Here is a 13476-nt window from a genome sequence, read left to right on the forward strand (position 1 = left end):
CCATCGGACCTGAGCACTCCGAGCACGTCGGCCCACAGTCGGATGGCACGACAGCAAAGCGAAGCCCGCAGGCCGATGTGCGGCAGTGCCCGAAACCGGCAGGTTGGAGGACATGCGTACGAACGATCTTCTGCTGGCCACCGGGCTCACCAAGTCCTACGGACCAACCCATGCCCTGGCCGGGGTGGACTTCACCGTCGGGCGCGGCGAGGCCGTCGCCGTGATGGGTCCGTCGGGCTGCGGCAAGACCACCCTGCTGCACTGTCTTGCCGGGGTCATCGCTCCCGATCTCGGGCAGATCACCCTGTTCGCTCCCCATGGTCCGGTCTCCGTCAGCGGCGCCTCCAGTGAGGACCGGGCAGCGATTCGGCTCAACCACTTCGGCTTCGTGTTCCAGCAAGGTCTGTTGCTGCCCGAGCTGACCGCGGTGGAGAACGTGGCGCTGCCCTTGCTCGTCGGTCGGACCAGCCGAGGCGCCGCGCTCGGACGAGCGGCGGAGCTGATGGCGCGGCTCGGATTGACCGGGCTCGAGGAGCGGCGACCAGGACAGTTGTCGGGCGGTCAGCAGCAGCGGGTCGCCATCGCCCGCGCTCAGGTAGGCGATCCGGCGGTGGTGTTCGCCGACGAGCCCACCGGTGCGCTCGACTCACAGACGTCGTCGGAGGTGATGCACGCGCTCCTCGCCAGCACCATCGGTGAAGGTCGTGGGCTGGTGCTCGTGACCCACGACCGCGGGGTTGCCGACCGATGCCATCGCGTGCTCAGCATGCTGGACGGTCGGTGGGCCGGCGCTCAGCCGACGCGTCAGCTCCCGCCGACAGGTCCGGCGCGAGCGACAGATCCCGCGACTCCCACGATGACAGCGGCCTCGACGGACTCCCCTCGACTGGGAGCGACCCGATGATCACCGCCGCCCGGCTGACCCTCCTGCTGATCCGCCGCACCACCGACCGGGCCACCCTGGTGCTGCCGATCGTGGCCTTTGCGGTCGTTACCGCACTCGCCCTCACCGTCTTCGGCGGGGCTCGCTTCTTCTTCGCCGTCGGAGAGGAAGATCTCTCGATCCTGTACGCCGTGCTGGGCACGGTTGCGACGATTCTCCTCGTCGTGCCGCTGCTCACGCTCTGCGGCGCAGCCGCACGATTGTCCACTCGACGCCGGGACGACCGGCTCGCCACTTTGCGGCTGCTCGGTGCACCGCGTCGGATGATCGCCCAGGTGACCGTGTTGGAGGCAGCTCTGCTGGCTCTCGCCGGGAGCCTGCTCGGTCTGGTCGGCCACCTCATGCTCGTACCGCTCACCGGTCTGCTGCGCTTCCACGGTGAGCAACTCGGCGCGAGCCGGGTGCTGATCAGCCCGCTCGGGGCAGCGGGATGCATTCTCGGCCTGGTCACCCTGGCCACCGTGAGCGCGATCGTGGGCCTGCGTCGGGTGGTGGTGTCACCGCTGGGTGTCCGCACCCGGCAGCAGGCGGCCCGATTCAGCGTCTGGCGGGTGATCGGCTTCGCGGTCGTACTGGTCGTCGGAGTCTTCGCGGTCGGCAGCCTGAGTGGCCGCTTCGGTCCGGTCGGTCTGATCGCGATCCTGGGCGGAGCCTTCGGGCTGACGATGGTGGTGCTGAACCTGATCGGTCCCCCACTCGTCCGCGTCTCGGCGAGGTGGATGCTGCGGCGACTCGACCGGCAGCCGGTCGCGCCACGGCTGCTCGCCGCCCGCACCATGCTCGACGATCCGAAAGCCACCTGGCGCCAGGTCAGCGGCGTCGCCATGACCTCCTTCATGGCGGTCTTCGGCGGCGTCGGCGTCGCGGTCAGCTCCATCGCCAGCGCGGGCGGAGACGGCGAGGTCGAGGCTCAGAACCAGATGATCGCCACCGACATCCTCACCGGCGTACTGGTGACGATCGCGATCTCCTTCATCACCGTGGCCTGCGCGGTCGCCGTCAGCCAGGCGGCAGCAGTGCTCGACCGGCGCGATCAACTCGTGAGTCTGCACCGGATCGGCATACCGGTCAGCCAGATCAACAGCGCCCGTCTCCGCGCCGTCCGCCGACCGTTGCTGCTGGTCGCCGTGGGTTCTGCGATCACCGCGGCGGTCCTGGTGTTTCCCCTCACCGGCGCCGCGCTGCTCACTCAGCCGCTCACGCTGGTGGTCGTCGGCCTGGCGCTGCTGATCGGCTGCAGCCTGGTACTCGGCGCGGTCAAGCTCACCGACCCGCTGGTCTCCAGAAGTCGCTCGGGTTCCTCGGCTTCGCTCTATCTGTAGACCGAGCAACTCCCAGGAACCCGAGCGACTTCGACTGGGGTGGTACGCCCTGCGCCCTCAGCCGGGCCGGGGCAGCGTCAGCGAGGCTTGGGGGAGGTGGCTCCACCGCCCTCACCGGTGTGATCGGCCGGCACATCGATCTTGCGGAACTGTTTGAGCATGCTGCGGCCCAGGAAGAACAGCGCGATCCCCAGCACCACGATGATCAACAGCGGGGTCCATCCCGGCCGCACGAGGTTGGGATCGATCCCCAGCAACACGATCATGCTCAAACACTACTGCGTGATTCATCACTCGCTGTGTCTTCGTCACTCGCTGTTCGCTGCGCTCCACAGACTTTGTCTTCCCGTCGTTCACAGACGAAAGACGTGTCTGCTCACTCCTCAGTCCAGCTCACGGCCGCTCGCGACGGGGATTCCGGCGAAGAGGTCGTCCTCGGGCAGGGTGGTCTCGACGGTACTGCGGACCAGTTGGAAGTCCTCGGTCGGCCAGGCTCGCTGGTGAATCTCCAGCGGCACAGAGAACCAGGGGCCTTCGGGATCGATCTGGGTCGCGTGGGCGATCAGCGCCTGATCCCGGACGGCGAAGTAGTCGGCGCACTCGACCCGAGTCGTGACCCGCTTCTCGTGCTCGGGGTCAGGCTTCCAGCTTGCCAGCCGTTCGGCGTACGGGGACTCCAGCCCGGCCTCGATCATGGCGTGGTTGAGCGCTACGAACTTCTGTCGATGGAAACCGAACTGGTAATAGAGCTTGGCCACCTGCCAGGGCTCACCGGCCTCCGGGTACGCCTCCGGATCAGCGGCTGCATCATAGGCAGCGACGCTGACCTGGTGGCAGCGGATGTGGTCGGGGTGCGGATAGCCGCCGTTCTCGTCGTAGGTGGTCATCACCTGCGGTCGAAACCGCCGGATCACCTCGACCAGCCGCCCGACCTCGACCTCCAGATCGGTCAGCGCGAAGCAGCCGGGCGGCAGCGGGGGCAGCGGATCGCCCTCCGGCAGACCCGAGTCGACGAAGCCGAGCCAGACCTGTTCGATGCCCAGGATCTCCCGGGCCCGGTCCATCTCGGCACGACGGATCTCGGCGATGTTGGCCAGCACGTCCGGCCGGTCCATCGCCGGATTGAGGATGGAACCACGCTCTCCACCGGTACAGGTAGCGACCACAACCTCGACACCTTCAGCCACATAGCGGGCCGTCGTGGCCGCGCCTTTGCTCGATTCGTCGTCGGGGTGGGCGTGGACGTGCAGCAGTCGCAAGCGCTCGCCGGCGGCGTCCAACCGCAGCGGGGGTCGTTCCATGAGGGCCCATGCTGCCACCCGGAACGGGTTTCGGTCGGCAATGACCGCTAGGCGGCACCTCGCCGACCGTGACCAGTCAGACTCCCGACCACGACCAGTCAACTCAGACTTTCGACCGCGACCAGTCAGAATGGAGTGGTGAACCAGCCCCGGAGCAGCCCGACCGCGCGCCCGCAGCTCAGCGCCGCGGACCGCGAGCGGCTCGCGCGACGCTATCCCAAACCGCGTGTCCCCCGGCCGCTGCTCATCGCCGTCGTGGCCGTCATCACCGCTTTGTCGCTGACCTGGCTGGTCCTGACGGCGCTCTACCACGCCGAGCCGGTGGTCTCGGCTCAGGTGCCCGGGTACACCGTCGTCTCGGACACGAAGATCACGGTGACGATCACCGTCGATCGCCCGGACCCTTCGATCCCCGTCGCGTGCCGAGTGTCAGCCAAGGCCGTCGATTTCCAACCGGTCGGCGAGTTGATCGTGCCGTTCCAGGCGACCGACGACGAGGTCGTGAACCAGACGGTCACCATCACCACCGTCCGCCGGGCGACCACAGCCGTGGTCAACGAATGCTCACCGACCTGAGCCCTTGCCAGCCCTTGCTAGGCTTGTTCGATGTCTCAGAATGCGCAACAGGCCATCTGGCTGACCCAGGATGCGTACGACAAGCTGAAGTCCGAGCTGGACCAGCTGTCAGGCCCGGGTCGTGCCGAGGTGGCCGCCAAGATCGCTGCCGCTCGCGAGGAGGGCGACCTCCGCGAGAACGGTGGCTACCACGCTGCCCGCGAGGAGCAGGGGCAGCAGGAAGCCCGGATCCGCCAGCTGACCGACATGCTGCGCCGGGCCGAGATCGGTGAGCCGTCGGCTTCTGCCGATGTGGTCGCACCCGGCGTCCAGGTGACCATCGCCTTCTTCGGCGATGAGTCCGACACCGACACCTTCGTGCTCGGCTCCCGCGAGCTGCTCGGGCTGGACGACGCGGTCGACTCGACCAACGTCTACAGTCCGCAGTCCCCGCTCGGGGCAGCCATCCTGGGCAAGAAGAAGGGCGACTCGGCCAGCTACGAAGCGCCCAACGGCAAGGCCATCGAGGTCACCGTCATCGACCTGCAGCCGTTCCAGCCATAGCCAGGTATCTGCCTTCATGCGAAGAACCCGGCTCGGTGATCGAGCCGGGTTCTTCGCTATCTCGGTCCTGATTCAGAGGTCGGCCAGGAGCCGCGCTGCCTCCTCGGGTGACAGCGCGCCAGAGGCCACCTCGGACAACACCTGATCCCGGGTCAGCTGAGTGTCTTCCGGCTCCTCGGCCAGACCGAGCTTCTCCAGCACCCGGTCGAACCTCAGCCGAGCGGTCGGGTACGAAACGCCGAGGTAGCGCTCGACCTCCCGAAGGTTGCCCCGCGAGGCCAGGAACACCCGCAGCAACTCGTTGTCCGCCTCGCTCAGCCCGCAGAACTCACAGGTACTGAAGACGCCCGCCAGTTCGCTGCCGCAAGAGACACAGCCCAGCCGGGTGACGGCCAGGTAGTGGCCGCAAACCGGGCAATCGGTCGGGGCCCGATGCTCGTGCGGGGTCGCCGACCGACGTCCAACGGACCGAGTCCGTTCGCTCACCGGAGATCCTCGGCAGCCGGATCGCTGCCGACCTTGACCGCGGCGTGGCCCATCACGACCTCGATGTCCAGGCGAGCGCTGCCGTTGCCCATCACGACCTCGTCGCCGGCACCGGTGTGTCCGCCGGACCAGCTGACCTTGCCGAGTTGGGCCTCGCCATGCACGGTGACGTTGGATGCGTCGGCGAGCTGGACCGACAGCGAGCCGGACTCGGCGCGCACCCGGGACCGGCCGTGGGTGATGGTGCCCTTGATGGTGGCCTGACCGGCCTGGATCAGCGCATCGTGAATCTCCTCGACATCCAGCAGCTTTGCGGCACCGGCGGTCAGCCGGACCTTGCCGAGATGCGGTACGCGCTCGGTGTTGAGGCTGCCGCCGGTCACTTCCACATCGACCTCGATCGCCGGATTCACCCGGAGGAACAGTTCCTTGCCCAGCCCGAGGGAACGGAACTCGTCGAGGTTGCGGGGTGCCTTGAAGATGCTGAAGCCGTCGATCGAGGCGCCGACCTCGCCGTCGCTGGACACCTCGAGCACGGAGCCGTTGCGGCGGATCACGTGCGGGCCGTCCGCCGCCAGCGTCGCCACCGCGGACTCCCCCACGATCCGGACCCGTCGGCCGATCGCCCGTACGGTGATCCTCTCCACCCCGTTGTTGCCGCCCGCGCCCTTGTCGGCGGGGCCGCGGGAGTTGGCCGGCTTGGTCTTGGGCGACTCCGTCGGGGACTCCCCGGTCGGCGCGGTGAAGCTCTCCGTGGTGTACGTGGCATGCTGCGGCCGGTCCGTGGCCACCGCCCAAGGATCAGCCTCACCGGCAGCAGCAAGCTCCTCGTTGGTGGGCTCGGCGCCGGAATCCTGAGGCCCCTCAACCGGAGACCCCGGACTGGACGGCGTCTTGAGCGCGTCGATGCGGCGGGCAGCTTCGCCTGCGTCGATGCGCCCCGCGGCAAGCTCTTCGAGAATCGCGGTCATCCGCGGATCGCTAGTCATGTCACGAACGTAAACCCGACCTTCAACTTTTCGAAGGTCTCGCTTTCGACTTCGGGGGTATCTCAGGGTCCCCCATGGCCCCACCGATCCGAATTTCTGGCTATTGGTCCACCTCTGCGGTGGACCAATGACCAGAAATCCGGTCTGGGACGGGGCGCCCAGGAGAGGGTGTGGTGGAGATCACGATCCCCATTCAGTTGGATGCATCATACAAACAGGCGTATGGTTGCAGCATGCAAACAGCCAGCCCTGCCGTCGATGCGATGCTCACCGCCCTGATGGCCGTCGGTCGCGCCATGCGACAGCGCCAGGAGGGCGACGCCATCGACCCGGGGACGTTCTGGCTGCTCAAGACCATCGCTCACCGCGGCCCGCTCCGGATCACGGATCTCGCCACGGCAACGCATCTGGACACCTCCACCGTGTCCCGGCATGTCGCGCAACTCGAGCGCAACGGTTTCATCGACCGGACCCCGGATCCGGCCGACGGACGCGCTCAGCTGGTCGGCATCTCCGCCGACGGGCAGCATCAGCTTGATCTGGCATTCGAGCGTCGGCGCGCGATTCTCGAGAGCACCCTCACCGAGTGGGGGCCCTCCGACATCGCCGAGTTCGAGCGGCTGCTCAGCAAATTCGTCGCTGGCATCACCAACGACACCACTCTGAACAATCAGGACAATCAGTGACAGATAAGTCTGCGCCTCGTCGAGCGCCCATCGACGACCCCACCTCCGCCTCTTCCGTCGGCACCACCACCGCCGCTGACCGTTCCGACCGTTCCGCGGCAGACCATGGTGCTGCCTCCGGGCCGACCACCGGCTATCTCAGCCACAACCAGATCCTGGTCGTGATGGGTGGTCTGATGGCCGGCATGTTCCTGGCCGCCCTGGACCAGAGCATCGTCGGCGTCGCACTCCCCCGGATCACCTCCGACCTCGGCGGCCTGGACAAGCTGTCCTGGGTCGTGACCGCGTACCTGCTCACCTCCACCGCCGCGACCCCGCTCTGGGGCAAGATCTCCGACTTGCTCGGCCGCCGCCCGATCTTCCAGGCCGCCATCGTGGTCTTCCTGATCGGCTCGGTCATCTGCGCACTGGCACCGAACATCGAGGTGATGATCGCCGGCCGGGCCATCCAGGGCCTGGGCGGTGGCGGTCTGATGTCGCTCGCACTCGCCGTGATCGGCGATGTCATCCCACCCCGGGAGCGCGGCAAGTACCAGGGCTTCTTCGGCGCTGTCTTCGGCGTCTCCTCGGTCGCCGGCCCGCTGCTCGGCGGACTGTTCACCGACCACCTCGGCTGGCAGTGGATCTTCCTCATCAATCTGCCGATCGGCATCCTCGCCCTGGTCATCACCTCGATGGCTCTCAAGCTGCCGCACGTCAAGCGGGAAGCCTCGGTGGACTATCTGGGTGCGGCCACGATCGTGGGCTCGGTCACCAGCCTGGTCCTCTACCTGAGCTGGGCCGGTCCCGATCTCGGCTGGACCTCCCCCACCGGTCTCGGTCTGCTGGTCGCGTTCCTCGGACTGGCGCTCGCGTTCGCGTACGTGGAGACCAAGGTGAAGGAGCCGATCCTGCCCCCGGAGCTCTTCCGGCACTGGACCTTCGTCTCCAACATCAGCTTCGCGATGATCATGGGCGTCGGCATGTTCGGTGGTCTGATCTATCTGCCGATCTACCTGCAGGCGGTCAAGGGCTTCACCGCCACCGAGTCGGGCCTCGCGATGCTGCCGATGGTGGTGGGCATGTTCGCCACCTCGATCTCCAGCGGCCAGCTGATGAGCCGGACCGGGCGCTACAAGTGGATGCCGATCACCGGATCGGCCGTGGTCGGTGTGGCTTTGGTGCTGATGTCCCGGCTCGCCGTCGACACCCCGTACTGGCACCTCGCGTGCACGATGCTGCTCTTCGGTGCCGGGCTGGGATTCACCATGCAGGTGGTGGTGACCGCAGTGCAGAACAGTGTCGAGCGGCGCCACCTCGGAGCAGCCACGGCGTCGGTGGCGTTCTTCCGCAGCATGGGCGGCGCGATCGGTACGGCGCTGTTCGGCGCGATCCTCAACACCCGGCTGAGCCATCACCTGCAGGAGATCGTCCCGGCTGCCGCGCAGAGCCAGCTCGGCGGGGCGGCAGCCTCGATGAACGACATCACCGCCATCCACGCGCTGCCGGAGCCGGTCAAGACCTGGGTGCTCACGGCCTTCACGCAGTCGATGGACGACCTGTTCCTGGTCGCCGTGCCGTTCATGGCGATCGCCTTCCTGATCGCACTGACCATGCGGGAGCGACCGCTCCAAGGGCGGGAGCCGGCACCTGTCGTCAAGGAGCCGGTCACCACGCACTGATCGGTGCACCAAATCGTGCGTCTCCCAGCTCACCCGTCAAGGCTCACCAGCCAAGCCGACTGGGAGACACACCACCGGCCCCGGAACCTCCGTACGCCGTCCGGCGTTGGACCTTCCGACGACACGCGGAGATTTGGGTAGCCGTCAATCACCTGTGACCATAGAACGATAGTGATCCGACGCCGCCTCTGAGCCGGATCACCCCGATGGATAGGTACCGCCTGCTATGCCTCAGTTCCAACCTCGACGCCTCCTCGCTGGGACCGCTCTGCTGGCCGCACTCACCCTCAGCGTTGTTGGCTGCGGCACGATCCCCGACGCAGGCGGTGCGACCGCACCCGGCGCACACACGGAGTCTCAGGCACCAACCACCGGCAACGGACCGGTCGAAGTGCCGGCTACGCCGTCCAGCACGCCTACCCCGGATCCGGTGGCGCTCACCCCCAACGTCAAGAACAAGGCCAAGAACGTCAAGGTCAGCACGGTCGTCTCGGTGAAGGCCGGCAATGGCAAGCTCGACAAGGTGACGCTGCGCTATGCCGGCGTCAGCAAAGGCAAGGCGATCAAGGGCAGCGTCGATGGCACGCTGGCGAAGGACAAGGCAAGCTGGACCGCTGGTGACCGGCTGGAGCCGTCGTCGACGTACACGCTGACCATGTCCGGGAAGAACCCCGAAGGCCAGCAGACCGTCACCAAGACCACCTTCAAGACCCAGGCGCTGACGCTGCAACAGCAGACGTTCGCCCAACTCCAGCCGTGGAAGGGTGCCACGGTCGGTGTGGCAATGCCGGTGATCTTGACCTTCGACGTGCCGGTGAAGAACCGCAAGGAGTTCGAGAAGCACCTGTCAGTGACCAGCAGCCCCAAGCAGGGTGGCAGCTGGAGCTGGTTCTCCGACAAGGAGGTCCACTTCCGGCCGAAGAACTACTGGAAGCCCGGCACCAAGGTCACCGTCAATGCCGACGTCAACGGACTGAACGCGGGCAACGGGGTCTACGGCCAGAACTCCACTTCGTCCTCCTTCAAGGTCGGACGATCGCTGGTCACCAAGATCAACCTGTCCTCGAAGCAGGCGAAGGTCTACATCGACGGCGACCTGGAGCGCACCATCCCGATCAGCGCCGGCAAGGCAGGCTGGCGGACGCGCAGCGGCACCAAGGTGATCATGGAGAAGCTGCCGGTGACCCGGATGACCAACGAGATGATCGGTGCCGACGAGTCTTACGACCTACAGGTCAAGTACGCCATGCGGATCACCTGGTCCGGTGAGTTCCTGCACGCTGCACCCTGGAACTCCGGCAACTTCGGCCGGGTCAACGCCAGCCACGGCTGTGTCGGGATGAGCACCGCGAACGCCGCTTGGCTGTTCAGCCGAGTGCAGATCGGTGATCCGGTGGTCATGACCGGGTCCGGCCGCGGGTTGGAGAAGGGCAACGGCTACACAGACTGGGACGTCTCCTGGTCGCAGTACAAGAAGGGCTCCGCTCTCTGACGACGTCTCCGCCCGCCACGGGCGGATGACACCCACGGGCCACGAACGGCCCGCCGATTCGCAGGTCGGCCGGCAGATTTTTCGAAAATCTGCCACACAGGCCCAGAATCAGATCGGCTAAATCGCGTGAGGCGAATGTTGTTGTGCGTCCAATTACCAGAATCCAGGCGCCGAGGAAACTCGCGTACGACGGCATCGGCCAACCACAGACGACCAGAGGTCAGGCGTCAACCGGGTACGGCTTGCGCCTCCGGGCCACAGACGTACGTAGGTCAGGCCGGTGCTGCTGCGTCGGGGTCTGCTGCCAGCCCGGCTGACGATGCGGTGCGCGCCGCGTCATTCGCCTGGCGATAGAGCTCTTGGATGAAGGTCTTCACAAAGGCGAGGATCGGCACCGCGACCAGGGCGCCGACGATACCGGCGACGATGATGCCGATGGCGATGGCGAGCAGCACCGCCAGTGGATGCAGATGCACCGCTCGACCGAGCAGCAAGGGCTGCAGGATGTGGCCCTCGACCTGCATCACCAAGATGATGCCGGCCAGCATGATCAGCGCCTGCACCCAGCCGACCGCGACCAGGGCGACCAGCACCGCGACGAAGCCGGACACGAACGCACCGACCAGCGGAATGAACGCACCCAGAAACACCAGCGCCGCCAGAGCAGGCGCCAGCGGCAGACGCAGCGCAAGGGCCACGATCAGCACGCCGATCGCGTCCACCAGGGCGACGATGACGGTCGCACGGACGTACCCGGACAGCGACTGCCAGCCGCGGATCGCGGCCGCATCGGCCCGCGCCTGCGCGGCCTTCGGCATCAGACCGATCAGGAAGCTGAAGATCCCGCGGCCGTCGTAGAGGAAATAGAACAGCGTGAACAGGCAGATCGCGATGCCGGCGAGGAAGTGACCGACGCTGGTCCCGATGTCGCCGGCATACCGGGTGATGGTGCTCTGGCTGTCGATCAGGAACTGCTGGATCCGGTTGCCCCACTCGTCGATGTTGAACCAGTCGTCACTGATTCCGAACGGGCTGTTGCGCAGCCAGTCGATCAGCTGGCTGAACCCGACGACGACCTGGCCGCTCAATACGTCCGCCTGGCCGGCGATCGAGTTGATGATCAAGGTGAGGGCCAAGGCGATCAGCGCGATCCCGGTGAGCAGGGTGGCCGCGGCGGCCAGCCCCCGCGCCAGTCCCCAGCCGTGCAGCTTGTTGGCGACCGGCTTCAGGGCAGCAGCGAGCAAGATCGCGACGGCGACCGGGATGATGACCTCGGACAGGAATCCCAGGATCCAGCCGATGAAATAGACCAGCCCCGCCACCAGGAAGATCCGCCAGGCCCAGGCTGCCGCGACCTTCAATGCGTTCGGCACCGCCCGATCGGACGCGGCGGCGCTAGAGGTGATCGTGACCTCGGTCTCGATCGGTGGGACGACCGGCGGCAGGTCGGCCTCGAACAGACCCCGCCGGGGCAACAGCGGCCGTGCGTCCATGGGAGCCTCGGGCCAACCCGACTCGGATCGGTCCCCGCCCGGCGGATCGATCAACGTGGAGTCCTCCGAGTGCGGCACGTCGCTGTCGGCCACGCTCTCACGATCGATCTCACTCTCGAGGATCGCGTCCGCAGCAGGAGTCTCGGCCTCCGATCCGGTCGTGTCCGCCGATGTGCCCTTGTCGCCACGAGCGCTCAGGCGCGCCCGAAGACTCTTGCCCAAGTGCACCCAAGTCCTCCTTCTTCTGACATCCGCCGGCAGGCTGCCATCCCCCACGCTATCGCCGACCAAAAAATCGGGTCCGCGCACCGATGCCGATCAGGAGCGGACGCACCTCAAACCTGGCGCGGGCTCAGGTGAGTCTTCTCCTGGTCGACGGGGCCATCATCAGGCTCGCGCCCCAGTCAGACCCAACTCGACCACCGAGTCCACGAAATCGTCATCGATCGGTTCGTCGGTCAGCAGCAACCGTACGTAGATCGGGCCGGTGAACACTGAGAGGACAGTGGCCGGTGGCAGATCCGCGCGCAGCTCACCGCGCTCCGCGGCACGAGCGATCACTTCCTCCCCGACCCGGAAGCGGGCGGTCCAGACCTGACTGACGACGGCGGCGATGGCGGGCGATCGGGACGCATCCGCGACAAGCGCCCGGATCTGGATCCGGGTCTGCGGATCGGCGACGTACGCGGCGATCGAGTGCAGCAGCGCTTTCAGATCGCCTGCGACGTCCCCGGAGTCCGGCGTCGGGATCGCGTCGGCCGCCGCCTCGACCAGCGCCTCGGTGACCAACCCGTCGAGGTCGGGCCAGCGACGGTGCACCGTCGAGCGATGCACGCCGGCCCGGTCGGCGATCCGCGAGGCGTTGAGCGCGGCATATCCACCATCGATCAGCTCGGCGATGGTCGCGGACAGAACCGCTTCCCGTACGCGGGCGGCGCGACCGCCGAGGCGTCGAGCGACAAAGACAGGAGGCGAATCAGCCATGCCAGAATCTTATCGCAACTAGATGTTGCGTTAGATCGACAAGCAGGACTAGAGTCAATCGCAACAGATTGTTGCGTTAGCGGCGGGTCTTCGTCGCTCACGTAGCCCAACCAGCCACCAGGAGGCAGCCATGAGCACCCTGCACGTACACCACCTGAACTGTGCGCACGTGACGACCATGAAGCTCGACGGGCTGGTGCTCGCCTGCCACGTGATGGTCATCGAGACCCCCTCCAGCGGCCTGGTCATGGTCGACACCGGGCTCGGCACGGCCGACTATGCCGACATCTCCTCCCGGCTCGGCTGGAGTTTCGCCCACCTCTACGCCAAGCCCACGGTGGATCCGTCGCTGGCCGCGATCGAGCAGATCCGCGCGCTGGGCCTGGATCCACACGATGTCCGGCACATCGTGCAGACCCACCTCGACCTGGACCACGTCGGCGGACTCTCCGACTTCCCTTGGGCCCAGGTCCACGTCCACGCCACCGAACATCAGGCAGCGATGGCACGCAAGGGGATCAAGGCCCGGGGCCGCTACCGGCCAGGCATGTGGGCGCACGGCCCGAACTGGCAGACGTATGCCACCGAGGGCGAGCCCTGGTTCGGATTCGAGGCCGTTCGCGCCCTCCGCGGCCTGCCCGAGGAGATCCTGTTCGTCCCCCTCCCCGGTCACACCATGGGGCACTGTGGCGTCGCTGTCGACACCGACCAGGGTTGGCTGCTCAACGCGGGCGACGCCTACTTCGACCGCCGCGAGGTCCATCAGCCCCAGCGTGAGTGCGCCTTCGCCGTAGGCATGTTCCAACGAGTCGTGACCACGGACAAGGCGCTGCGGTTCCACAACCAGGACCGGCTGCGGGCCTTCATCGCGTCACATCCAGAGGTCAATGTGTTCGCTGCTCACGAGCCGGGAGCCGCTCAGCTCGGTCCCATCCGCACGACCACCGACACCGCCCTGATGGAAGGAACGACCAGGTCCGCCTCACGTCCTGCACACTAG

Annotated in this window: 14 protein-coding genes; 8 read left to right on the plus strand and 6 right to left on the minus strand. The window is 66.8% G+C overall.

The window, feature by feature from the left end; genetic code table 11:
* Positions 1-112 precede the first annotated feature (112 nt).
* Positions 113-904, plus strand: a complete 792-nt coding sequence (locus MLP_RS21240; protein WP_041790415.1) for an ABC transporter ATP-binding protein — start codon at positions 113-115, stop codon at positions 902-904.
* A complete protein-coding gene (locus MLP_RS21245) occupies positions 901-2265 on the plus strand; it encodes an FtsX-like permease family protein (RefSeq protein ID WP_013865243.1) in 1365 nt (454 codons plus the stop codon). The genes MLP_RS21240 and MLP_RS21245 overlap by 4 nt, the downstream gene beginning before the upstream one ends.
* Positions 2266-2342: 77 nt before the next feature.
* On the opposite strand, the gene MLP_RS21250 is transcribed toward MLP_RS21245, so the two are convergent.
* A complete protein-coding gene (locus tag MLP_RS21250; RefSeq protein WP_013865244.1) occupies positions 2343-2531 on the minus strand; it encodes a hypothetical protein in 189 nt (62 codons plus the stop codon).
* A gap of 117 nt (positions 2532-2648) precedes the next feature.
* The gene (gene mca / locus MLP_RS21255) at positions 2649-3566 is read right to left on the minus strand and encodes a mycothiol conjugate amidase Mca (RefSeq protein WP_013865245.1); all 918 of its coding nucleotides are present in this window, start codon (positions 3564-3566) and stop codon (positions 2649-2651) included.
* 138 nt (positions 3567-3704) lie between these two features.
* Between mca and MLP_RS21260 the strand changes: the two genes are divergently transcribed.
* Positions 3705-4142, plus strand: coding sequence for a DUF4307 domain-containing protein (locus MLP_RS21260; RefSeq protein ID WP_172641612.1), 438 nt, complete (start codon positions 3705-3707; stop codon positions 4140-4142).
* Positions 4143-4172: 30 nt separating this feature from the next.
* Positions 4173-4685, plus strand: coding sequence for a transcription elongation factor GreA (greA, locus tag MLP_RS21265; RefSeq protein ID WP_013865247.1), 513 nt, complete (start codon positions 4173-4175; stop codon positions 4683-4685).
* 72 nt (positions 4686-4757) lie between these two features.
* On the opposite strand, the gene MLP_RS21270 is transcribed toward greA, so the two are convergent.
* Together MLP_RS21270 and MLP_RS21275 are read right to left on the minus strand one after the other, a co-directional pair.
* Positions 4758-5171, minus strand: coding sequence for a DUF2089 domain-containing protein (locus MLP_RS21270; protein WP_013865248.1), 414 nt, complete (start codon positions 5169-5171; stop codon positions 4758-4760).
* Complete coding sequence (locus MLP_RS21275; RefSeq protein ID WP_156821250.1) at positions 5168-6160, minus strand: hypothetical protein; 993 nt, start codon at positions 6158-6160, stop codon at positions 5168-5170. Before MLP_RS21275 ends, MLP_RS21270 begins: the two co-directional genes overlap by 4 nt.
* 233 nt (positions 6161-6393) lie before the next feature.
* Between MLP_RS21275 and MLP_RS26740 the strand changes: the two genes are divergently transcribed.
* The 3 genes from MLP_RS26740 to MLP_RS21290 all read left to right on the plus strand — a co-directional run bounded on the left by MLP_RS26740 (position 6394) and on the right by MLP_RS21290 (position 9999).
* Positions 6394-6846 (plus strand): MarR family winged helix-turn-helix transcriptional regulator, encoded by a 453-nt coding sequence (locus tag MLP_RS26740; protein WP_013865250.1) that lies wholly within the window; start codon positions 6394-6396, stop codon positions 6844-6846.
* Positions 6843-8507, plus strand: coding sequence for an MDR family MFS transporter (locus MLP_RS21285; RefSeq protein ID WP_013865251.1), 1665 nt, complete (start codon positions 6843-6845; stop codon positions 8505-8507). The genes MLP_RS26740 and MLP_RS21285 overlap by 4 nt, the downstream gene beginning before the upstream one ends.
* 226 nt (positions 8508-8733) lie before the next feature.
* On the plus strand, positions 8734-9999 hold the full coding sequence (locus MLP_RS21290) for a L,D-transpeptidase (RefSeq protein ID WP_013865252.1): 1266 nt from the start codon (positions 8734-8736) through the stop codon (positions 9997-9999).
* Between the two features lie 272 nt (positions 10000-10271).
* On the opposite strand, the gene MLP_RS21295 is transcribed toward MLP_RS21290, so the two are convergent.
* The gene (locus MLP_RS21295) at positions 10272-11720 is read right to left on the minus strand and encodes an AI-2E family transporter (RefSeq protein WP_049804623.1); all 1449 of its coding nucleotides are present in this window, start codon (positions 11718-11720) and stop codon (positions 10272-10274) included.
* 159 nt (positions 11721-11879) lie between these two features.
* The gene (locus MLP_RS21300) at positions 11880-12476 is read right to left on the minus strand and encodes a TetR/AcrR family transcriptional regulator (protein ID WP_013865254.1); all 597 of its coding nucleotides are present in this window, start codon (positions 12474-12476) and stop codon (positions 11880-11882) included.
* Positions 12477-12606: 130 nt separating this feature from the next.
* Here MLP_RS21300 and MLP_RS21305 point away from each other — a divergent pair, with 130 nt between their 5' ends.
* A complete protein-coding gene (locus MLP_RS21305) occupies positions 12607-13476 on the plus strand; it encodes an MBL fold metallo-hydrolase (RefSeq protein ID WP_013865255.1) in 870 nt (289 codons plus the stop codon).

Origin of the sequence: Microlunatus phosphovorus NM-1 (assembly GCF_000270245.1) — a bacterium.
GTDB classification, from domain to species: domain Bacteria; phylum Actinomycetota; class Actinomycetes; order Propionibacteriales; family Propionibacteriaceae; genus Microlunatus; species Microlunatus phosphovorus.